Source organism: Limnohabitans sp. MORI2 (genome assembly GCF_027925025.1).
GTDB lineage: Bacteria > Pseudomonadota > Gammaproteobacteria > Burkholderiales > Burkholderiaceae_C > Limnohabitans.
The window spans coordinates 1,170,820-1,191,146 of record NZ_AP027058.1 but is presented as its reverse complement, the minus strand read 5'-3'; the positions used below and the strand labels follow the sequence as shown (position 1 = coordinate 1,191,146).

Here is a 20,327-nt window from a genome sequence, read left to right as displayed (position 1 = left end):
GGACCACACATGAGACTCATTTTGTTGGGCGCCCCCGGTGCCGGTAAAGGCACACAGGCCACCTTCATTTGCCAAAAATACGGCATCCCTCAAATCTCCACCGGCGACATGTTGCGCGCCGCTGTGAAGGCCGGTACGCCGCTGGGCATCGAAGCCAAAAAAGTGATGGATGCCGGTGGTTTGGTGAGCGATGACCTCATCATCAACTTGGTCAAAGAACGCATCGCCCAAGCCGATTGCGCCAACGGTTTCTTGTTTGACGGTTTCCCTCGCACCATCCCTCAAGCCGACGCCATGAAAGCGGCTGGCGTGAAGCTGGACTACGTGCTCGAAATCGACGTGCCTTTTGACGCGATCATCGAACGCATGAGCGGCCGCCGCGCCCACGTGGCCAGCGGTCGCACTTACCACGTCAAGTTCAACCCACCCAAGGTGGAAGGCAAAGACGACGTGACCGGTGAGCCTCTGATTCAGCGCGACGACGACAAAGAAGAAACCGTCAAGAAGCGTCTGGATGTGTACAGCGCCCAAACCCGCCCCTTGGTGGACTACTACTCTGGCTGGGCCAAGGCCGACGCCGCTGCAGCCCCCAAGTACCGCGCCATCAGCGGCACAGGCACTGTGGAAGAAATCAAAGAACGCGCGTTCCAAGCCCTCGCCGCTTAATTCGCGTCAAGCATCACGCTTGCAAAGAAAAGCCGCTCTGTAGAGCGGCTTTTTTTATGGCTGACTTGATGAATGGCTCAGGCTCGTGGCGTTTGTTGAGCCATCTGTGTGCCGTGGCTTGCTTTACTTAAGCTTGCTGAGCAATGAGGTTCAACAGCAACGCCACACGCGCTTGCACAGCGGTCAGCACCCCTGCATGGGGAAATACATCGGCATCACGCGTTTGCACGCCACCCCAGGCGCAGCGCGAGACACGCAGCACTTGTGCGCCCTGCTTTTGCGCCTCTAGCAATGCGGCTTGCAGATCTTGGTGCAAAGTGCCATTGCCAGTGCCAGCCACGACCCAACCTTGAGGTGCATCGTGGGCCATCAAGGCACGCACCGTACGACCATCGGCACCTGCATGGTTGAGCACCAACTCCACGCGCGGCCAAGCTTTGCAGGCTAACACCTGAGCCACGGTTGGCACTTGCAAAGATTGCGGATGGGCACCCAACGCTTGTGAGGTGAATGGGTTGCGCTGATGGCTATGGCTTTTTTGCACTGCATCGCCCGCATGCACTTGGCCTGCACACACCACGGTCACACCTTTGGCTGCTGGCTTTTGCACCCACGCCAATGCGTCTTGCAAGTTGGCAGGGCCATCGCTGTCGGGGGCATTGGCGGGCAGCATGGCGCAGGTCAGTGCCACTGGCTTAGCGGGGTGCAACACCGTTTGCAAAAAATACGCAGTTTCTTCCAGCGTATCGGTGCCGTGGGTAATGACAACGCCCTGCACATCGTCTTGCGCCAACCAGTGCGCCAAGCGGCTAAGCAAGCTTTGCCACACTGCAAACGACATGTCTTTGCTGTCGATTTGGGCCACCTGCTCGCTCAGTACCTCAAAGCCGCTGGGTTGTACACCATGCAACAAATCCTCCACGGCCACTTGGCCCGCCGTGTAGTTTTGGGGCTGTTGCGCATCGCTGGCCAAGCCCGCAATGGTGCCGCCTGTGGCTAAAACAACGATTTTTTTAGTTTTTTTTGCATTCATGGCTTGCAAAACTCAAAAAGCTGGTTAAAAATACAGTTACTGGATGTGCAAACAGGTACATCCCTCAAGACACACATTGTGCAGGAGTCGAACCGATGATTGAAATGCCCAAACTCACCGCCCGTCAGCAACAGATTCTGGAACTCATCCAGTCTGCCATTGCCAACACCGGTTCGCCCCCCACCCGTGCTGAAATTGCCGCCGAGCTGGGTTTCAAGTCGGCTAACGCGGCCGAAGAACACTTACAAGCCTTGGCCCGCAAAGGTGCCATCGAGCTAGTCAGTGGCACTTCTCGTGGCATTCGCCTCAAAGGTGGCAACACACGCAGCTACCAAGACAACACTTTCAGCGCCTCGCCTTCTGGTTTTTCATTGCCCTTGGTGGGTCGCGTCGCGGCTGGCTCCCCCATCTTGGCACAAGAGCATGTCGATCAAACCTACTTTGTCGAAAGCAGCCTGTTTGCCCGCAAGCCTGACTACTTGCTGCGTGTGCGCGGCATGTCCATGCGCGACGCAGGCATCATGGATGGCGACTTGTTGGCCGTGCAATCCACCCGCGACGCCAAGAACGGCCAAATCGTGGTGGCACGTTTGGGCGAAGACGTGACCGTCAAGCGCTTTCGCAAAACCGCCAGCCACATTGAGCTGCTTGCCGAGAACCCCGACTTCAAAACGATTGTGGTCGAGCCTGGTGAGCCTTTTGAAATTGAGGGTTTGGCCGTTGGCCTCATCCGTAACACCATGATGATGTAAAGAAAGAACGACCATGAGCCTCGCACTTTTCGGCGCTTATCGCCTCCTCAACCCTCTGCAAAACGTTGTTCGCGGCTTCATGCCAGCACAAGCCTTGCAAAGCACACCTCGCCCTTTGCCATTGCGCGTGGCACGCGTGATGGAAGCCCAACACCACCGCAGTCAAGCAGGGCGCATGGTCATCTCTGGACGCATGGCCGATGTCTGCGCTGAGCTAGACCGTTTGGCCGAACTCGAAAACCGTCATTGATGCACATCTATGGCCTCACGCCACGTGTGGGGCCTGTGTCACAAGGCACAATTGAGGGATGAATATTGTCATCCTCGACGACTACCAAGATGTCGTGCGCAAGCTCAATTGCGCGTCCAAGTTAGAAGCGTATCCCGCTAAGGTTTATACCAACACCATCAAGGGCGTTGGCCAGTTGTCTGTCAGGCTGCGTGATGCCGAAGTGCTGGTGTTGATCCGTGAACGCACCCACATCACCCGTCAGCTGCTGGACAAACTCCCCAAGCTTAAACTCATCTCCCAAACCGGCAAGGCCGGCTCTCACATCGACATTGCAGCCTGTACCGAACGCGGCATTGCTGTGGCCGAAGGTTCTGGCTCTCCTATCGCTCCCGCTGAATTGACATGGGCACTCATCATGGCAGCCATGCGTCGCCTGCCTCAATACATCAGCAACCTCAAACACGGCGCTTGGCAGCAGTCGGGGCTCAAAGCTGGCTCCATGCCCCCCAACTTTGGTTTGGGGCAAGTGCTGCGCGGCAAAACCCTCGGCATTTGGGGCTACGGCAAGATTGGTCAACTGCTGGCCGGCTACGGCAAAGCATTTGGTATGCGCGTGGTGATGTGGGGCAGTGAAGCCTCGCGAGAACGTGCAGCCAAAGATGGCTTGAATGTCGCCCCCTCACGCGAGGTGTTTTTTGAAGAGTGTGATGTGTTGTCGCTGAATTTGCGTTTGGTCGACGAAACACGGGGCATCGTGAAACTTGCAGATTTAACCCGCATGAAACCCACCGCATTGCTGGTGAACACTTCTCGTGCTGAGTTGATTGAACCCGACGCGCTCATCACCGCGCTCAACCGTGGACGTCCAGGCATGGCCGCCATTGATGTGTTTGAGAGTGAGCCCATCATGCAAGGCCAGGCGCTGCTGCGTTTGGAAAACTGCATTTGCACGCCCCACATTGGCTACGTGGAACAAGACAGCTACGAGCTGTATTTCGGCACGGCGTTTGACAATGTGGTGAACTTCATCAAGGGTACGCCCACCAACATCGTCAACCCTGGCGCACTGCAAGTACGCCGCTGATCAGCCCCTGCGGATCTAGCGCCCCTTGTTGGCCATGCGCTCGGCCATCAAGGCCATGCAAGCCTTTTTGTCTTCGTTGACTTTTTGCACCGAGGCACGCTCGGCCATTTGCTGGCTATATGCTTTGATCGGCAAATGCGCTAACAAATCTTCACCAAGCACGGACTTGGAAGCAAGAGAAGCCAAGGGCAAGCTCACGATGGCCGAGCAATCAGCCAGCGTGAAGGTGTCTCCTGCCACATAGGGTGAGAACTTCAGCAGTTTGGTCAAACCCGCCACACCTTTGGTGAGTTGCTTGCGCACACGCGTCTTGACCGCATCATCAACCTTGCCGCCAAAGAAAGCTTCTGGGTAAAGTTCTCGGGCCACGAGCTCCACATGCAAATCAATGTAGGTGATGATTTCACGCACTTTGGCCGCCTTGAACGGATCTGCAGGCAACAAGGGGTGATGTGGGTAAGCCTGCTCAATGTATTCAGCGCATACCGCAGATTCGCTGATACAGCCCTGTGGTGTTTCTAAAAAAGGCACCTTGCCCATGGGCGAGCGCAGCAAGGTCTCGGGCGAAGCTGGCATGACCCAGACGAGTTCTTCCTCAAACGGCACGGCTTTTTCAAGCAGCTGAATTTTGAGCTTGTTGTAGTAGTTGCTGACAGCGAAACCGCAAAGCTTGAGGGTCATGAAAAGTACTCCAGTCAATAAGGACCGAATTCATTCTGTCACAGGCCCATGCGGCTGAGCGCGAGAAACGCGGTATCGGTGTCACCCAAGTGCAACTCAAAAGGCCAGACAGCCTCGGCCATAATCTTCGCCATGAATTCCATCTACAAAACCATTGGCATTTTGGGAGGCGCCACAGAAGCGCTGCAAATCGCATCGGAGGGCGTGGCCGATTTCGCCACCATTGACCGTATCTTGCGCGACCAAGCAGGTTTCAAGCTCGGCCCGTTCCAACTGCTCGACATGACTGGCATTGATGTGGCACACGAGGCGATCACCTCTGTCTACCAACAGTACTTGAACGAGCCCCGTTACCGCCCAAGCGACATCGCAGCGCAACGTATCAACGAAGGCAAGCTGGGTCAGAAAACTGGTGCAGGTTTTTACACCTACGCGAATGGCGAAGCGCAAATGCCCGCCGAGCAACCCATACCCAGCGTGGCAGAAATGCCCCCTGTGTGGGTGTCTACACGCGCCATGCGCCGTCCCGAGCTGTTGCAATTGCTCAAGGACTTGGGCGCCAAAATTGAAACGGGTGCGTCGCCATCGGCACAAGCGCTGTCTATCGTTGCGCCCTTGGGTTTTGACGTGACAACCGTCGCCATCGTCGAGCGCCTCGACCCCGCCCGCACCATTGGCATCGACATGCTGATTGACGACAAGCTCACCCAACGCCGCGTGCTGGCCACCAGCCCCGCCACACGCGCGGACATGCGCGATGCAGCACACGCCTTGTTTGCCCGCGATGACAAAGCAGTCTCGGTGATTCGTGACAGCGGTGGTTTTGTCACGCAACGCGTGGTGGCCAACATCATCAACATCGCTTGCGACATGTGCCAACAGGGTTTGTGTACACCCGAAGAGATCGAAGCCACAGGCGCAGCGGATTTGGGCCACAGCATGGGCCCGCTCACCATGGGCAACAAATACGGCCCGACGGAAATCTTAGAAGTGCTGTTCAATGTGCAAACCGTGTACGGCGACACACGCTACCGCCCTAGCCCTTGGCTACGCCGTCGCGGCGCCTTGGGCTTGAGCCTCATGCACATCGAAAGCTAACCCCTCATGAGCGCGGAACTCAAAAGCACCAACCAAGGTCAAACCCTCATCTTGACCTTGTCAGACCCTGCGCTGCGCAACGCCATGGGCCCAGCCATGTACGCCGCTGGCATTGAAGCGCTCAATGTGGCCGAGACCAACCCTGACATTCGCAGTGTGGTCATCACCGGCGAAGGCGCACACTTTTGCGCCGGCAGCGATGTACAGCGCCTCAAAGCCAACCGTGAACAACCCGCCGAGGTTCAAGCGCAAATCATTGAAAGCTTGCACAGCTGGATGGAGGCCGTTCGCACCTTTCCTAAGCCCATCATCGCTGCGGTTGAAGGTGCGGCGGTCGGTTCTGGCTTTTCACTCGCGCTGATGTGCGACTTGGTGGTGGCTGCGCAAAACAGCGTGTTTGCCACGGCGTACAGCAACTTGGCCTTGTCACCCGATGCAGGTGCGAGTTGGCATCTGACAAAGATGCTGCCGCGACAGTTGGCAACTGAGTTGCTGCTCTTGGGTGATCGCATCAGCGCGCAACGCTTGCATGAGCTTGGCGTGGTCAACCGTGTGGTCGATTCGGGGCATGCATTGTCTGAAGCCTTGGCCTTGGCTGAACGCATCAATGCACGCGCCCCCAATGTGATGAACAGCATCAAAGAACTGGTGAACGATGCCAGCATGAACAGCCTCACCGCCCAATTGGCGCAAGAGCGCAATCAGTTTGTAAAAAACTTGCATCACCCCAACGCAGGCATTGGCATACAAGCCTTTCTCAACCAAGAAACACCCAACTACAAATAACCGCTGCACTCACACCCGCCACCGCCGCGGGTCTCCTGAGTGACAAATTCTTACTTTCAGGTCACACAAAAGACAGGCTATGGACGATCCTATTCTTAACATCGAAGAACGCGAGGCCATCAACGCAGGACGTTGGTTCTCATCTCTTTCACCTTCACTCAGGCACGACATTCTTCGATGCGCTTACGTCAAACGATGCAAAGACGGCGACTTGATTGCAGCTCGCGGCGACTCAGCCGACGAGTGGATGGCGTGCGCCAAGGGCGCCGTACGCGTGAGCTCGACCTCGCTGTCGGGCAAGCAAATCACATTCACCTATGTGGAGCCCGGCATTTGGTTTGGCGACGTGGCGATCTTGGACGGAGACCGACGCACACACGATGTGTACGCGCATGGCGACACATCTATTCTTTGTGTGGCCAAAGCGGACTTTCAAAAAATTCTCGCCCAGCATGTGGAGTTTTACGACGCCATGCTGCGCCTGCAAGCGCGTCGCATTCGTCAGCTGTTTGGTCTTGTGGAAGACCTCAATACCCTGCCACTGCGCTCGCGTTTGGCCAAGCAACTCTTGCACTTGGCGCGAAGCTATGGCGTGCCTTGCCTCACAAATGGCCAAGAAATTCGCATTGGGTTGCAACTCGCTCAAGAAGAACTGGCGCAGCTCTTGGGTGCCTCACGCCAACGCGTGAATCAAGAGCTCAAAGCCATGGAGCGCGAGGATGCCATTCGCATCGAACCAGGCGGCTTGGTGATTCGCAACCGCGACGCTTTGCTACACATCAGCGAAGCCGACCACTGACAGGAGCCCACGCATGAGCCGGGACGACACAACCAGCGCCCAGCCCATGCCCAGCGCACACAGCGTCAACACAGCTGCGCTGAACGCGTGGCTCAGCGCCAACCTCACGGGTTTTGAAGGCCCCATCTCGCTGGAGATGTTCAAGGGCGGGCAATCCAACCCCACCTACAAACTCGTCACGCCGCGCAAAAACTACGTGATGCGCACCAAGCCTGGCCCAGTGGCCAAGCTACTGCCTTCAGCCCACGCTATTGAACGCGAGTTCAAGGTAATGCAGGGCTTGTACGGCACCGACGTGCCTGTACCTCAAATGCATGTGCTGTGCGAAGACGAATCGATCATCGGACGCGCGTTTTATGTGATGGAACACATCGAAGGCCGTGTCCTGTGGGACCAAACCCTACCGGGCCAATCAAACGCCGAGCGGGCTTCCATTTACGATGAGATGAACCGTGTGATTGCCGCCTTGCACACGGTCAAATTTGCAGAGCGTGGTCTTGAAACCTATGGCCGCCCCGGTAATTACTTCGAGCGCCAAATTGGTCGCTGGAGTAAGCAATACATCGCATCCATCACGCAACCGATCGATGCCATGGACAAGCTCATGGCATGGCTACCCGCCCATATGCCCGCCAGTGCCAAAGACGAGAGCAAGGTGAGCATCGTGCACGGCGACTATCGCCTTGATAACTTGATGTTCCACCCCACCGAGCCACGCGTGGTGGCATTGCTGGATTGGGAGCTGTCTACGCTAGGACACCCACTCGCCGACTTCAGCTACTTATGCATGGGATGGCACATTCCACCTGGCACTTTCAGAGGCATTGGTGGCGTCGACATCGCGGCCTTGGGCATTCCCAGCGAAGACGAGAACATTCGCCGTTATTGCGACCGCACTGGGTTAGCCACACCTGCCGACTTGAAATCTGATTGGAATTTTTACCTCGCGTACAACATGTTCCGCATTGCAGCCATCTTGCAAGGCATTGCCAAACGTGTGGAAGCCGGCACAGCCTCAAGCGATCAAGCCAAAGCCAACGGTGCAGGTGCACGCCCCATGGCAGAGCTGGCATGGAAGTTTGCACAACGCGCCTAAAAAAATACAACGAGACAAGGAAACCCCATGAACTTCGATTACAGCGACAAAGTCAAAGACCTACAAGCTCGGTTACTGGCTTTTATGGATGCGCACATCTACCCGAATGAACAACGCTTCTTCGAAGAAATTGCCGCCAACCGAGCCAAGGGCAATGCTTGGGTACCCACCCAACTGGTGGAAGAGCTTAAACCACTCGCGCAAAAAGCGGGCTTGTGGAATTTGTTTTTGCCCCACAGCCCGCGCGCCCCAACAGGTCTGAGCAACTTGGAGTACGCCCCTTTGTGCGAAATCATGGGTCGCGTCCCTTTTGCAGCTGAAGTGTTCAACTCTTCTGCCCCCGACACGGGCAATATGGAAACATTGGAACGCTACGCCAGTGAAGCTCTCAAAGACCAATGGCTAGAGCCCTTGCTGCGCGGCGAGATCCGCTCAGCGTTTTTGATGACGGAGCCAGCCGTTGCATCGTCTGACGCCACCAACATCCAATGCAGCATCGTGCGCGATGGCAATGACTACGTCATCAATGGAACCAAGTGGTGGAGCTCAGGCGCAGGTGACCCACGCTGTGCGGTGTACATCGTGATGGGTAAGACAGACCCCACTGCGCCGAAGCACGCTCAGCAAAGCATGGTCGTCGTGCCTGCCAACACCCCTGGCGTGAAAGTCATTCGCCCCTTGAGCGTCTTTGGCTACGACGATGCACCGCACGGGCACATGGAGGTGAGTCTCACGAATGTGCGCGTGCCCGTTGAAAACCTATTGCTGGGTGAAGGCCGTGGCTTTGAAATTGCACAAGGTCGTTTGGGCCCTGGACGTATTCACCATTGCATGCGAACCATTGGCTCAGCCGAACGCGCGCTGGAATTGATGTGCAAACGCCTCAACAGCCGTGTGGCATTTGGCAAGCCTTTGTCGGCCCAAGGCGTATGGCACGAACGCATTGCCGAGTCGCGCATCATGATTGAGCAAGCGCGCTTGCTCACACTCAAAGCGGCCTACATGATGGACACCGTGGGTAACAAAGAAGCACGCTCTGAAATTGCCATGATCAAGGTGATTGCCCCTAACATGGCCAGCCAAGTAATTGACTGGGCCATGCAGGCTCATGGCGCAGCAGGTGTGTCGGATGACTTCCCATTGGCTTATGCCTACGCCACCCAGCGTTGGCTGCGCTTGGCCGATGGCCCTGATGAAGTGCACCGTCAGTCCATCGCCAAACTCGAGCTCGCGCGGCACATCGCCAGCGCACCACAAGACATTGACATGCCGATCACGCGCGGCAGCTAAGGAGGACACATGATTGACGTTTACTCATGGGCCACGCCCAACGGACACAAAGTCCACATCATGCTTGAAGAGTGTGGCTTGAAACTGGGCCGCGATTGGGTAGCACACCCTGTCAACATTGGCCAAGGTGATCAGTTCAAGCCTGAATTCTTGAAGATCAGCCCCAACAACAAAATTCCAGCCTTGGTTGATCCCCATGGACCTGATGGCAAACCTATCAGCGTCTTTGAATCGGGTGCGATTTTGTTGTACCTCGCCTCGAAGACAGGCAAGTTTTTACCCAAGAGCGACCGCGCCAAGTTTGAAGTGTTGCAGTGGCTGATGTTTCAAATGGGGGGCGTGGGGCCAATGCTCGGGCAAGCCCACCACTTTCGCATCTATGCGCCTGAGAAGATTGACTACGCCTACAACCGCTACACCAACGAAGCCAAGCGCTTGTATGGCGTGATGGACAAGCGTTTACAGACCAGCAAGTTCATTGGCGGCAACAGCTACAGCATTGCTGACATCGCCATCTTTCCGTGGCTACGCAGCTGGCAAAACCAGGGCATTGACTGGGCTGACTACCCTCACCTCAAAGCTTGGTTTGATTTGATTGCTGCACGCCCGGCTGTCCAACGTGGTGTGCAGGTGTTGGCTGATTTGCGCAAGCCCTTGCAGGATGACAAAGCCAAAGAGGTTTTGTTTGGGAAAACTCAGTACGCGTCCAAATGAGGCTCAATTGGCGCTAAATACCAATCCGCATCGCGTACCCGAAGCCGTACCAGAGCATCCCGCGTCGTAAGCGATGAACTGATTAGAGCCGTTCAAACGAAACATGCCAGGGAATCCACCAGCTGGATTAGAACCCGGCGTGGCCAACGTGCCATTGCCGAGGTTCAGTGATGTGTGGCTGTTGACAGGAAACTTTTTCATGCCCGCGGCATTCCCTGCTGCCGTTTGCATATACCCATAAAAACTATCAGTGCTAGAAACATAAAACAAATCCATCATGATCGCCGTATCACCGCTGAATGACACGGTAGGAAATAGATTCGAAGTCCCCGATGTGCAATTGGTAAAAAATGGCGGCGTGGATTGATTTTTCATCCACATCTGACTCTTTACGCCTGAGCTCAACTCGCCACTCACCACCAGATCAAGACGATTGTTTAGCGTTGGGATGAGAAATACTTGCTCCACACGTACGGGCATCGTAGGGGGCGAATATTGACCTTGGTTCACAAGGCAATTGGTCAGCCATGCAGACGTTTTATCTTCAAAAGGGGCCACTGATCCGCCTGTGCCTCTGAACACCATCAGCGACTCAAGATGCGTTGTACCGTCCTTATTGGAAAGCACCAAATCAGGATAGTTATCTCCGTCAATTTTTCCAGCCGATGCACGATTGCCTTTCAAAATCAGGCCCGTCCCAACACGTGTGTAAGCGCCGTTGCTTGAGCTTAAAAACACCAACTGCTCCTCTTCAACGGTACCCCCACATGACAAAAACACATCAGGTTTTCCGTCGTTGTTGAAGTCTGAGGTAATCGCATATTGATTGTTCACACAGGCCGCGCGATTTGAAAGAATGCGGGCTGTGTCATCGACCCATTTCGAATCATCTTTCCATCGCAAGAAATAAACCTTACCCGCCTGCCCGCCACTGCGTTTCACGACCACAAAAGCAGACAGTTGCCCATCTTGAAAAAAATCGCCAAACGTCAAAGAAACAGGACTAGTAGCGAGTTCATTCGCATCAAAGCTACTAATTCCAGGCAAAGACTTCACATCGTCAATTTGGGAGCGCAGCAAACGGGTATCGTTTTTATTGGCATACGAGCTGGTCGCACTTGCCAGCGCGGCATAAATTGGCCATGAATCAACATTTTGGCTCGCTGACGGCGAAGATGACGTAGATCCGCCCCCTCCCCCTCCGCACCCAATGAGAGCGAGAGCACACAACCATAGCAGTGATAACAGCTTGTAATTCATCTGTAGATTTGAATCGACCCATTCTCACTTTACTTGATCGATGAAAAACAAACTGACAAACTGATAAAGTTAGCTCTGTTCCAACCGATTCAAAAGACGTCATGTTCAAAAAGTTTTTCCTGTTGACCTGCCTGCTCCTGTCTGTGTGGACGGGCGTGCTTGCGCAAGATAAACCTTCAGCATCACGTGCTTTGCTCGCACGCCCACCGCAATCGGGCCCTGAACCCATGCTGCTGTTGGGACCCAAGAACAAACCGTTCACTGATATTTTGGTGCACACCACAAAACTGGACTACTACGACTGCAAAGGCATCGTGGCCCCCTGGTTTCGCGAGCTGTTAGTGGCTGAAATGAACTACTTTGCCGAACTGGTGGAGTTGCCATTCGTCAAAGGTGATGCTTGTGTGGTCAGCATTGGCACCGAAAAAAGCCTAACCCCTGGGCGCGTGAACATCCATCTCTACGTCAATGAACAGCGCCTCATAGCCTGCGTACGTAACGAACAATGTCCCATCTTTCGCAGTGTCAGCTTGATTCCTAAAGACAAAGTGCTGTACCGCTCCTACTTTTTGTCCGACATGTCCCGCAAGCTGATTTCTCAGCAATGCGTGACAGACAAAGGTAAGCACTACCCCGATACAACCTGCTACACCGTGCCCTGAGGCTTTTTTGCCGCAGGGGCTAAAGCCTCCCCTTGAACAGTCGATCTTCTAGGGATATGCGTTTTCTTTCCTCTTCCTTCATCGCTGCAGCATTGGTTCTGACGAGTTTCATCAACTCGCCAGCTTTAGCCAATGACCCGCCCAAGAAACCTGCAGCCAAAGAAGAGCCGCCCAAGCCCAAGTTTGACTATGTCGAAGAAGAAGGCGAAAAGGGACGAAGTGGCTACGTCTACAAGCGTGTAGCTAAGCCCAAGTTTGAAGAACCGCAAGAGGTGCCCAAGGCTGAACCGAAGGAGCACAAACCGGCAGCCAAAGACGACCATGGCAAAAAAGATGATGGCCATGGCGCTCCTCCAAAGAAAGAGGAGAAGAAGGACGATGGTCACGGGGCCCCGACTAAAAAAGAGGAAAAGAAAAAAGATGACGGTCACGGCGCACCTAAAAAGGACGGTGGTCACGGTGGTGGGCATGGCAAGGATGCCAAAAAGCCTGCTGTGCCTGCAGTCAGCGCGGTGTATGACCCTGCGGTGATCAAACTCGATGGCAACAACCGCCCTCTCACGCCGGTGATGTTCACCAACAAATACGCCGACTACTTTGTATGCCACAAAACCATCAAGACCAAGTTCAAAGAAACCGTCTTGGCAGAGATGAACACCTTCGCAGATCGTATGGGATTGCCACGCGCGCAAGACATGCCATGCATGATCAAGATTGCCAAGGCCAACACCAAATTTCCGGGGGCCGTCTACATTGAGTTCTATACCGATGTCAAAGCGGAAAAAGAATGCATCAAGATGGGCGAATGTGGCTCAACACGCCTCATGATGTTGTTTCCCAAAGACAAGACCGGCTTACACAGCAAAGAGCTATACCGCTCATATGTGTTGACGGACGAAAAAAAGTTCCGTCGCGCCAACTTTTGCGTGAGTCCCGATGGACATTTCCTGGGCGAAAAGCACTGCTATGTGGCACTGCACCCTGATTGGCTGTTTAACTGACAGCGACTCAAGAAAAATGGCCTGTCCGACAGGAATCGAACCTGTGACCCACAACTTAGAAGGTTGTTGCTCTATCCAACTGAGCTACGGACAGAAATGAAAAAAGGCCTCGAAAACGAGGCCTTTTTTGCTTTTGTGGTCGGGGCGATAGGATTCGAACCTACGACCCTCTGGTCCCAAACCAGATGCGCTACCAGGCTGCGCTACGCCCCGATCTCGCCATTGTAACCCGCAAATCACCTGTTTTCTAAATCTGCTGATACGAAAATCAGCCAACCGATCTTCATCCACAATTGAGCCGTGAAAATAGATTTTGATGGCATCCAAGCGTTCGTGGTCACAGCCGAGCTCGGCGGCTTCAACAAAGCCGCAGAACAGCTGCACATCACGCAAACTGCACTGACACGCCGCGTGCAAAAACTTGAAGCCTATTTAGGCCTGAAACTGCTCGACCGCACCACGCGGCGAGTTGAAATGACGGCGGTTGGCCGAGACTTTTTGCCCCAAGCACGCGCCATCGTGAATGAGATGACAACCGCCGTCGGACGTCTCAAAGACATGTCTCAACACGCCAAAGGCAACTTCACCCTTGCCTGTGTGCCCAGCATGGCAGCGCACATGCTGCCTCAGCTGATTCGCCAATATGCCGATGTGTGCCCTGGCAACCGCATCCGCTTGTTAGATGCCGCCTCTTATGAAGTGCGTCAAGCTGTACTCAACCACCAAGCTGAAATCGGGATTGCGGTCAATGGTGAAACCCACCCTGATTTAGTTGAAACCCCGCTATTCGACGACCCCTTGGTGTTCATCTGCCGTGACACCCACCCACTCCATGGCAGAGACTCGGTCACATGGGCGGATATGCGTGAAGCAGACTTGATCGTGGTGAGCAACTTCATGGCTACACGGGTCTTCATGGACTACCAGTTGGCCAAGCACGGCATTCGACTGAGCGGCAACTATGAAGTTCAGCATCACGCAACAGCCATCAACTTGGTTGCGGCGGGCGTAGGCTGTGCCATCCTGCCCTCATCCACTTTACTGGAAGGCGACCGTGCGCACGTACGCAAGATCACCTTAACCGGCCCAGTGGTCAAACGGAAAGTGGCTTTGCTGAGGCACAAAAACACCAGCCTCTCGCCAGCTGCCCAGGCTTTTTATGAGTTGATTCAAAAAGCGCACCTCAAGCCCAAAACATCGAAAACTCAATTAATGCGCAAAACGAAATAATCATCACAGATATTTCACTTCTCAACATAACTGTTTCGCCCGACACTCTGGGGCATGACAACCCAAGCACGTACAAACGAACCCGACGTTTTGGTCATTGGTGGCGGTAATGCGGCCCTATGCGCAGCCCTGATGGCAGCCGAGGCCGGTGCCTCGGTGCTGCTGCTCGAAGCCGCACCACGCGAATGGCGCGGCGGCAATTCAGGCCACACCCGCAATCTGCGATGCATGCATGATGCACCGCAAGACGTGCTGGTTGACGCCTATCCCGAAGAAGAATATTGGCAAGACTTGCTCAAAGTCACTGGCGGCATCACCAACGAAAAGCTGGCACGCTTGGTCATCCGAGCTTCATCCACTTGCCGCGATTGGATGCGTAAGCATGGCGTGCATTTCCAGCCCCCACTCTCAGGCGCTTTGCATGTGGCCCGAACCAATGCATTTTTCATGGGCGGTGGCAAAGCGTTGGTCAATGCGTATTTCCGCAGCGCAGAAAAATTGGGCGTGCAAATTCGCTACAACGCCCCCGTCGACAAACTCGACATTGAGAACGGACGTTTTGTGGCCGCGTATGTGGGCAACGAGCGCATCACCGCGAAAACCTGCGTTTTGGCCGCTGGTGGTTTTGAGTCCAACCGCGAATGGCTGCGCGAGGCATGGGGACAAAACGAGCGCGGCGAATGGCCTGCCGACAACTTCCTGATTCGAGGCACGCAATTCAACCAAGGCGTGCTGCTCAAGCACATGTTGGCGCACGGCGCTGACCGAATTGGAGACCCCACCCAAGCCCATATGGTGGCGATTGATGCACGCGCACCGCTGTACGACGGTGGTATTTGTACGCGCATTGACTGTGTGTCACTTGGCGTGGTGGTCAACCGCGATGGTCAACGCTTCTACGACGAAGGTGAAGATTTTTGGCCCAAGCGTTACGCCATTTGGGGACGTTTGGTCGCCCAACAACCGGAGCAAATTGGCTACTCCATCATTGATGCCAAGGCCATTGGTCGCTTCATGCCGCCCGTCTTCCCTGGCGTGCAGGCCGACACGTTACCAGAGCTTGCACAAAAACTTGGCTTGCCCGTGGACACGTTCATGCACACCCTCAACGACTACAACCATGCCTGCCGCATCGGCACGTTTGATCACACCAAATTGGACGATTGCCATACCGAAGGCGTGACGCCTGCTAAAACGCATTGGGCTCGCCCCATCGACACAGGGCCTTTCTATGGCTATGCACTGCGCCCAGGCGTGACCTTCACGTACCTTGGATTGAAAACAGACGAGACTGCTGCAGTTCGCTTCAACGATGTGCCAAGCAGCAATCTGTTTGTCGCGGGCGAAATGATGTCTGGCAACGTACTAGGCAAGGGCTATACCGCCGGTGTGGGCATGTCAATTGGCACGGCCTTTGGTCGCATTGCAGGCACACAAGCCGCTAAAGCGGCTTTGGCTTTGAAGGAGGCAGCACATGCAAACGCTTGATGCCCTCACACGCGATGCACGCGCCTTGGCCAATGGCGAAGTCGTGTTGTCAGCCCCCGAAACTGAAGTGGCGCGACAGCTCCAAATTTGCAATGCTTGTCGTTACTGCGAAGGCTTTTGCGCCATGTTCCCAGCCATGACACGGCGCTTGGCGTTTGACAAAGCAGACATTCATTACTTAGCCAACCTGTGTCACAACTGCGGTGCTTGCTTGCATGCATGCCAATATGCACCGCCCCACGAGTTTGCCGTCAACGTGCCACAAGCCATGGCCCAAGTTCGTGGGCAAACCTATGCAGACTATGCATGGCCACCGGCACTCGGTGCGCTCTACAAACGCAACGGCCTCACCTTGTCTTTGGCCTTGGCCGCAGGCTTGTCGATCTTTTTGTTGCTCACGCTGCAAATGAACGGCACATTGCTTTCTAACCAGCTGGCGGGCAACTTTTACAACCTGTTTCCGCACAACTTGCTGGTAGGCATGTTTGCCCCCGTGTTCTTGTTTGCTGTACTTGCGCTGGCATTGGGTGTGCGCCGCTTTTGGCGTGACATCACACCTGCCACCAGCGGTGCAGCACTCACACCGCCTGCCGCTGGTGAAGCCACACACGACGTGTTGCGCTTGAAGTATTTGGATGGCGGTCACGGCGAAGGGTGCAACAACAAAGACGATGCCTTCACCCTCTCGCGTCGCCGCGCACATCACCTCACCTTCTACGGCTTCGTGCTGTGTTTTGCAGCGACCAGCTTGGCCACGGTCTACCACTACGCCCTCGGCTGGGCGGCCCCTTATGACTTACCAAGCCTTCCGAAAGTGTTGGGTGTCATCGGTGGCGTGAGCTTGTTGCTAGGCACCGCAGGCTTATTCAAACTCAACTTGCAACGCCACCCATCGCATGGCGATGTCGCGCAAAAACCCATGGACTTGGGCTTCATCGCCTTGCTGTTTTTCATCAGCTTGAGCGGCTTGGTATTGTGGCTAGGTCGTGGCAGCACAGCGATGCCCGCTTTGCTGGCCATTCATTTGGGCGTGGTGATGGCCTTGTTTGCCACCCTGCCGTACGGCAAGTTTGCACACGGCATTTTTAGAACAGCCGCCTTGCTGCGGTATTCAGTAGAAAAGAGACAACCCAACACCATCGGTTTGGGCAGCGATTAATTTGAAAGGATAACCATGAACAAACGTAATTTCATCAACACCTGCGCCTTGCTGGCGCTTGGCCTCAGCAGCTTTACAGCCCAAGCACAAGAATTTCCACCGAAGAAAAGCATCACCATGGTGGTGGGCTTTGCAGCGGGCGGTGCAGCAGACACAGCAGCACGCATCATCGCCAAGAAATTGGGCGACAACATTGGTGCTTCTGTGGTGGTGGACAACCGTGGTGGTGCGGGCGGCAACATCGCGCATCAATTTGCGGCCAATGGCCCAACCGATGGCAGCACAATTTTGTTTGGTTCTGTGGGCCCGCTCACGATTGCGCCACACATGATGAAGATCGCGTACGACCCCGTCAAAGATCTCTCCCCCATCACCATGGGCGTGAACTTTCCCAATGTCTTGGTGGTCCATGCGGGCACAGGCATCAAAACTTTTGCCGAATACATTGCCTACGCCAAAAAGAACCCCAAGAAACTCGACTACGCTTCGACAGGCCCAGGGTCGGCGTCCCACCTCGCTGGTGAGTTGCTCGACGACATGGCCGGCATTGACACCGTGCACGTCCCCTACAAAGGTGGTGCACCTGCCTTGCAAGATTTGCTAGGTGGCCGCGTTGCCGCTTACTTCTCAACCTATTCCACGTCACAAGCCTACATCGACAACGGCAAACTGATTCCTTTGGCCAGCACCGGCGCACAACGCTTGAAGCAGCTGCCCAAAATTCCAACCATTGCAGAGTCTGGCTACCCCGGCTTCAGTGCCACCAACTGGTATGCGTTTGTGGCTTCGTCCAAAGTGCCCGCACCCATCTTGGACCGCTGGAACACCGAGCTGGTCAAAGTGCTCAAGTCACCTGATGTGGTGGAGCAACTCAACAGCCATGGCCTTACCCCACAACCCGGCACACGCGATGAATTGGCCAAGTACATCGCCAAAGAGTCAGCCACATGGGGCCGCGTGATTCGTGAACGAAAAATCACAGGCGAATAAATAAAAAATCTAGGAGACAACACATGAACACTTCGTACATCCTCACCCGCCGCCTGCTGCTCGCTGGCCTTGGCTTATTCCTTGCCGCATCCCACATTGCACAAGCGGCAGAAATTCGGGTCATCACATCTGGCGCATTCACCGAGGCCTACAAAAAACTCGTGCCAGAGTTTGAAAAACAAACGGGTCACAAAGTGATCAGTTCGTTTGGGGCATCGGTGGGCAATGCTCCCGACTCGATTCCCTCACGCTTCGCTCGTGGTGAAAAGTTTGACTTGATCATTTTGTCGGACGGCGGCTTAGAAGCCATGGTGAAAAAAGGCAATGTCATTCCAGGTAGCCGTGTGGACTTGGTGCGTTCACAAATCGGCGCAGCGGTGCGCAAAGGCACCCCAAAGCCCGACATCAGCACCGTCGAAGCCTTGAAGCAAACTTTGCTGAATGCCAAATCCATCGCCTACTCAGCCAGTGCCAGTGGTACCTATTTATCGACTGAGTTGTTTCCTAAACTTGGTGTGGCCGAGCAACTCAAAGACACGGCCAAGAAAATCATGAGCGAACGCGTGGGTGCTGTGGTGGCACGCGGCGATGCTGAGCTTGGCTTTCAGCAGGTGAGCGAGTTGATTTATTTCAAAGAGCTCGACTTCATTGGCACTTTGCCCGAGTCTGTGCAGCAAACCATCTTCTTCTCTGCGGGTTTGGTGGAAGGCTCGACCGAGCAAGACACAGCCAAGCAACTGATCAAATTCTTTCAATCTCCAGAAGTCGCTGACGTGATCCGCAGCACAGGTCTTGATCCCGTATCAGCCAAGTAACGACTCATCTTTCAATAAACAATCAGAAACACCCATGAAAAATCGATCAAACAAAACTCTCATTGCTACAGCCATTGGCATGGTCTTTACATCGTCAACAGCATTTGCAATTGATACGACTGGTCACTCGCTCGAGCTAAAAACACGTCTAGTTCAGTTCGACGTCGACGTTGACAAAACCACAACAACTGGAGACTTCCGACAACTTGCTCTGGGTAATCAACTCGAATATAAATCACCATATTTTTCAGACTTCATTGGGATCGATGCCAGCTTGTTTCAAGTGAACAAGCTTGGTGAGTCATCCGTTCAGAAAAACGAAATGCTCCCAAACGATACAGCTGACAGCACCAAAGTTGTGAACTCTTGGTCGCAAATGGGGCAAGCCTACATGAAGCTCAAGCACGGTGATTTGGTAGAGGCAAAAATCGGTAGACAGTTGCACAACAGTTTGCTTCTGAAAAGCACAAATAGCCGCGCAGTTCCAGATACGTTTTCGGGCTATTCGTTTAGTGTCAGACCAACGTCTGAAATTAAAGTCTATGGTTCTGTTTACGACTCATGGTTGCCACGGAGCGGCGATAAGTTTCAAAAATTCGGCACTGAAGTGCCTGTCGATTCAACTAACAACAAAGGGGTGACAAAAAACATCATCGACACAGTAACGATTTACGGTACTCAATACATAAATGGCCCCATTCAAATTGATTTTGAATCTTTGAATTCAAAAAACTATTTGCAAAAGTACGGCTTGATGGGGTCCTACACATTTACCCTGGCAAACAAAGAAACACTCAAGCTAACGGCGGGCATATCAACAACTGCTGATGACGGATCTCTGTTTACATGTGCGGCAGAAAAAGAGCTCGATTACCCAACTGGTACGACCAATTGCAAAAATGACGGCAAAGGAAAATTTTTAGACTTGGAGTGGAAAACTGGTAGCTGGACAATTGGAGGTGCTATCGCGAAATTCAATGGCTTGTGGATAGAAGACAACTTTGCAGCAAGCAACGTTTCACGCAAAGGTTCGCTCATACAAGATCATGGAAGTAACTTCTTCCCAACTGCTTCCACGTCAGGCAATGACATGACCAACAACGGCGAATTGGCCCGTATGGTTCGTGCCACTTACGATTGGAACAAGTATGTCAACGGCTTAAAAACCGCTGTCAAATACAAACTTGGCACTGGCGCTACAAACAACTACCAAGCCTCACTGGGCTCTGGGCGTGAAAGTGAGCGAGAGTACGACATCATCTATGCAACACCATCGATCAAAGGCCTTACCTTTCGCTATAACTATTTGAAATACGAAGCACATGTCACAGGTACGATAAAAGCAATTACAGAAGGAGGAAGTAAAGCATTCCGCGAAGATCATCGTATCTATGTAGATTACACCTATCGCTTCTTCTAATCGACTTGTAGTTTTAAGCGCATTAAAAGCCTGCTCAATTAGCAGGCTTTTTCATTTGGTATGAAACATAG

General features: G+C 54.0%; 20 protein-coding genes, 2 tRNA genes and 1 pseudogene. 18 read left to right on the top strand and 5 right to left on the bottom strand.

Features of this window, described 5'->3' with window-relative positions:
* Positions 1–9 precede the first annotated feature (9 nt).
* Positions 10–666 (top strand): adenylate kinase, encoded by a 657-nt coding sequence (gene adk, locus QMG27_RS06035; protein WP_281814338.1) that lies wholly within the window; start codon positions 10–12, stop codon positions 664–666.
* A 127-nt stretch (positions 667–793) separates the two neighbouring features.
* Here adk and QMG27_RS06030 read toward each other — a convergent pair whose 3' ends face one another.
* Entirely contained in the window at positions 794–1,699 is a 906-nt protein-coding gene (locus QMG27_RS06030; RefSeq protein ID WP_281814336.1) for an asparaginase, read from the bottom strand.
* Between the two features lie 95 nt (positions 1,700–1,794).
* On the opposite strand from QMG27_RS06030, the gene lexA reads away from it, so the two are divergent.
* Genes lexA through QMG27_RS06015 form a run of 3 tightly spaced genes read left to right on the top strand, consistent with a single transcriptional unit; the run spans position 1,795 to position 3,767 of the window.
* The gene (gene lexA / locus QMG27_RS06025) at positions 1,795–2,451 is read left to right on the top strand and encodes a transcriptional repressor LexA (protein ID WP_281814334.1); all 657 of its coding nucleotides are present in this window, start codon (positions 1,795–1,797) and stop codon (positions 2,449–2,451) included.
* Positions 2,452–2,464: 13 nt separating this feature from the next.
* A complete protein-coding gene (locus tag QMG27_RS06020) occupies positions 2,465–2,701 on the top strand; it encodes a hypothetical protein (RefSeq protein ID WP_281814332.1) in 237 nt (78 codons plus the stop codon).
* Positions 2,702–2,759: 58 nt separating this feature from the next.
* Entirely contained in the window at positions 2,760–3,767 is a 1,008-nt protein-coding gene (locus tag QMG27_RS06015) for a D-2-hydroxyacid dehydrogenase family protein (protein WP_281814330.1), read from the top strand.
* Positions 3,768–3,782: 15 nt separating this feature from the next.
* Here QMG27_RS06015 and QMG27_RS06010 read toward each other — a convergent pair whose 3' ends face one another.
* A complete protein-coding gene (locus QMG27_RS06010; protein WP_281814327.1) occupies positions 3,783–4,448 on the bottom strand; it encodes a glutathione S-transferase in 666 nt (221 codons plus the stop codon).
* A 174-nt stretch (positions 4,449–4,622) separates the two neighbouring features.
* Here QMG27_RS06010 and QMG27_RS06005 point away from each other — a divergent pair.
* The 6 genes and pseudogenes from QMG27_RS06005 to QMG27_RS05980 all read left to right on the top strand — a co-directional run.
* A pseudogene (locus QMG27_RS06005) lies at positions 4,623–5,546 on the top strand (3-hydroxyacyl-CoA dehydrogenase family protein); the annotation flags it as partial.
* Between the two features lie 6 nt (positions 5,547–5,552).
* On the top strand, positions 5,553–6,332 hold the full coding sequence (locus tag QMG27_RS06000) for an enoyl-CoA hydratase (protein ID WP_281814325.1): 780 nt from the start codon (positions 5,553–5,555) through the stop codon (positions 6,330–6,332).
* A 79-nt stretch (positions 6,333–6,411) separates the two neighbouring features.
* The gene (locus QMG27_RS05995; RefSeq protein WP_281814322.1) at positions 6,412–7,131 is read left to right on the top strand and encodes a Crp/Fnr family transcriptional regulator; all 720 of its coding nucleotides are present in this window, start codon (positions 6,412–6,414) and stop codon (positions 7,129–7,131) included.
* Between the two features lie 13 nt (positions 7,132–7,144).
* Positions 7,145–8,227, top strand: a complete 1,083-nt coding sequence (locus QMG27_RS05990; protein ID WP_281814319.1) for a phosphotransferase — start codon at positions 7,145–7,147, stop codon at positions 8,225–8,227.
* 27 nt (positions 8,228–8,254) lie between these two features.
* Positions 8,255–9,517, top strand: a complete 1,263-nt coding sequence (locus QMG27_RS05985) for an acyl-CoA dehydrogenase family protein (protein ID WP_281814316.1) — start codon at positions 8,255–8,257, stop codon at positions 9,515–9,517.
* A gap of 9 nt (positions 9,518–9,526) precedes the next feature.
* Positions 9,527–10,231: a glutathione binding-like protein gene (locus QMG27_RS05980; protein ID WP_281814313.1), complete on the top strand. Its 705-nt coding sequence runs from the start codon at positions 9,527–9,529 to the stop codon at positions 10,229–10,231.
* Between the two features lie 3 nt (positions 10,232–10,234).
* Here the strand turns inward: QMG27_RS05980 and QMG27_RS05975 are convergent, their stop codons facing one another.
* Positions 10,235–11,491, bottom strand: a complete 1,257-nt coding sequence (locus tag QMG27_RS05975) for a VCBS repeat-containing protein (RefSeq protein WP_281814310.1) — start codon at positions 11,489–11,491, stop codon at positions 10,235–10,237.
* Positions 11,492–11,613: 122 nt separating this feature from the next.
* Here QMG27_RS05975 and QMG27_RS05970 point away from each other — a divergent pair, with 122 nt between their 5' ends.
* The gene (locus QMG27_RS05970) at positions 11,614–12,153 is read left to right on the top strand and encodes a hypothetical protein (RefSeq protein ID WP_281814308.1); all 540 of its coding nucleotides are present in this window, start codon (positions 11,614–11,616) and stop codon (positions 12,151–12,153) included.
* Between the two features lie 56 nt (positions 12,154–12,209).
* Positions 12,210–13,154 carry a hypothetical protein gene (locus tag QMG27_RS05965; protein ID WP_281814306.1) on the top strand — a complete coding sequence of 315 codons (945 nt, stop codon included), beginning with the start codon at positions 12,210–12,212 and terminating at the stop codon, positions 13,152–13,154.
* A gap of 17 nt (positions 13,155–13,171) precedes the next feature.
* On the opposite strand, the gene QMG27_RS05960 is transcribed toward QMG27_RS05965, so the two are convergent.
* Positions 13,172–13,248: transfer RNA gene (locus QMG27_RS05960), tRNA-Arg, on the bottom strand.
* 42 nt (positions 13,249–13,290) lie between these two features.
* Positions 13,291–13,367, bottom strand: a tRNA-Pro gene (locus QMG27_RS05955).
* A gap of 87 nt (positions 13,368–13,454) precedes the next feature.
* Here QMG27_RS05955 and QMG27_RS05950 point away from each other — a divergent pair.
* From QMG27_RS05950 to QMG27_RS05925, 6 genes are read left to right on the top strand one after another with little or no spacing between them, the layout of a single operon-like run.
* Complete coding sequence (locus QMG27_RS05950; protein ID WP_281814304.1) at positions 13,455–14,384, top strand: LysR family transcriptional regulator; 930 nt, start codon at positions 13,455–13,457, stop codon at positions 14,382–14,384.
* 54 nt (positions 14,385–14,438) lie between these two features.
* Positions 14,439–15,872, top strand: coding sequence for an FAD-dependent tricarballylate dehydrogenase TcuA (gene tcuA, locus QMG27_RS05945; RefSeq protein WP_281814302.1), 1,434 nt, complete (start codon positions 14,439–14,441; stop codon positions 15,870–15,872).
* Positions 15,859–17,031 carry a tricarballylate utilization 4Fe-4S protein TcuB gene (gene tcuB / locus QMG27_RS05940; RefSeq protein WP_281814299.1) on the top strand — a complete coding sequence of 391 codons (1,173 nt, stop codon included), beginning with the start codon at positions 15,859–15,861 and terminating at the stop codon, positions 17,029–17,031. The genes tcuA and tcuB overlap by 14 nt, the downstream gene beginning before the upstream one ends.
* A gap of 15 nt (positions 17,032–17,046) precedes the next feature.
* Positions 17,047–18,021: a tripartite tricarboxylate transporter substrate binding protein gene (locus QMG27_RS05935; protein WP_281814297.1), complete on the top strand. Its 975-nt coding sequence runs from the start codon at positions 17,047–17,049 to the stop codon at positions 18,019–18,021.
* A gap of 23 nt (positions 18,022–18,044) precedes the next feature.
* Complete coding sequence (gene modA, locus QMG27_RS05930) at positions 18,045–18,836, top strand: molybdate ABC transporter substrate-binding protein (protein WP_281814296.1); 792 nt, start codon at positions 18,045–18,047, stop codon at positions 18,834–18,836.
* A 34-nt stretch (positions 18,837–18,870) separates the two neighbouring features.
* Positions 18,871–20,256: an OprD family outer membrane porin gene (locus QMG27_RS05925; RefSeq protein ID WP_281814294.1), complete on the top strand. Its 1,386-nt coding sequence runs from the start codon at positions 18,871–18,873 to the stop codon at positions 20,254–20,256.
* Positions 20,257–20,327 lie beyond the last annotated feature (71 nt).

What these genes read in the sequence shown, in the direction of transcription:
- QMG27_RS06015 (WP_281814330.1), top strand. Translation starts at nt 2,760, where the DNA reads ATGAATATTGTCATCCTCGACGACTACCAAGATGTCGTGCGCAAGCTC.
- tcuB (WP_281814299.1), top strand. Translation starts at nt 15,859, where the DNA reads ATGCAAACGCTTGATGCCCTCACACGCGATGCACGCGCCTTGGCCAAT.
- QMG27_RS06010 (WP_281814327.1), bottom strand. Translation starts at nt 4,448, where the DNA reads ATGACCCTCAAGCTTTGCGGTTTCGCTGTCAGCAACTACTACAACAAG.
- lexA (WP_281814334.1), top strand. Translation starts at nt 1,795, where the DNA reads ATGATTGAAATGCCCAAACTCACCGCCCGTCAGCAACAGATTCTGGAA.
- QMG27_RS06000 (WP_281814325.1), top strand. Translation starts at nt 5,553, where the DNA reads ATGAGCGCGGAACTCAAAAGCACCAACCAAGGTCAAACCCTCATCTTG.
- QMG27_RS05925 (WP_281814294.1), top strand. Translation starts at nt 18,871, where the DNA reads ATGAAAAATCGATCAAACAAAACTCTCATTGCTACAGCCATTGGCATG.
- QMG27_RS05985 (WP_281814316.1), top strand. Translation starts at nt 8,255, where the DNA reads ATGAACTTCGATTACAGCGACAAAGTCAAAGACCTACAAGCTCGGTTA.
- tcuA (WP_281814302.1), top strand. Translation starts at nt 14,439, where the DNA reads ATGACAACCCAAGCACGTACAAACGAACCCGACGTTTTGGTCATTGGT.
- QMG27_RS05965 (WP_281814306.1), top strand. Translation starts at nt 12,210, where the DNA reads ATGCGTTTTCTTTCCTCTTCCTTCATCGCTGCAGCATTGGTTCTGACG.
- modA (WP_281814296.1), top strand. Translation starts at nt 18,045, where the DNA reads ATGAACACTTCGTACATCCTCACCCGCCGCCTGCTGCTCGCTGGCCTT.
- QMG27_RS06020 (WP_281814332.1), top strand. Translation starts at nt 2,465, where the DNA reads ATGAGCCTCGCACTTTTCGGCGCTTATCGCCTCCTCAACCCTCTGCAA.
- QMG27_RS05990 (WP_281814319.1), top strand. Translation starts at nt 7,145, where the DNA reads ATGAGCCGGGACGACACAACCAGCGCCCAGCCCATGCCCAGCGCACAC.
- QMG27_RS05975 (WP_281814310.1), bottom strand. Translation starts at nt 11,491, where the DNA reads ATGAATTACAAGCTGTTATCACTGCTATGGTTGTGTGCTCTCGCTCTC.
- QMG27_RS05995 (WP_281814322.1), top strand. Translation starts at nt 6,412, where the DNA reads ATGGACGATCCTATTCTTAACATCGAAGAACGCGAGGCCATCAACGCA.
- QMG27_RS05935 (WP_281814297.1), top strand. Translation starts at nt 17,047, where the DNA reads ATGAACAAACGTAATTTCATCAACACCTGCGCCTTGCTGGCGCTTGGC.
- QMG27_RS05980 (WP_281814313.1), top strand. Translation starts at nt 9,527, where the DNA reads ATGATTGACGTTTACTCATGGGCCACGCCCAACGGACACAAAGTCCAC.
- adk (WP_281814338.1), top strand. Translation starts at nt 10, where the DNA reads ATGAGACTCATTTTGTTGGGCGCCCCCGGTGCCGGTAAAGGCACACAG.
- QMG27_RS06030 (WP_281814336.1), bottom strand. Translation starts at nt 1,699, where the DNA reads ATGAATGCAAAAAAAACTAAAAAAATCGTTGTTTTAGCCACAGGCGGC.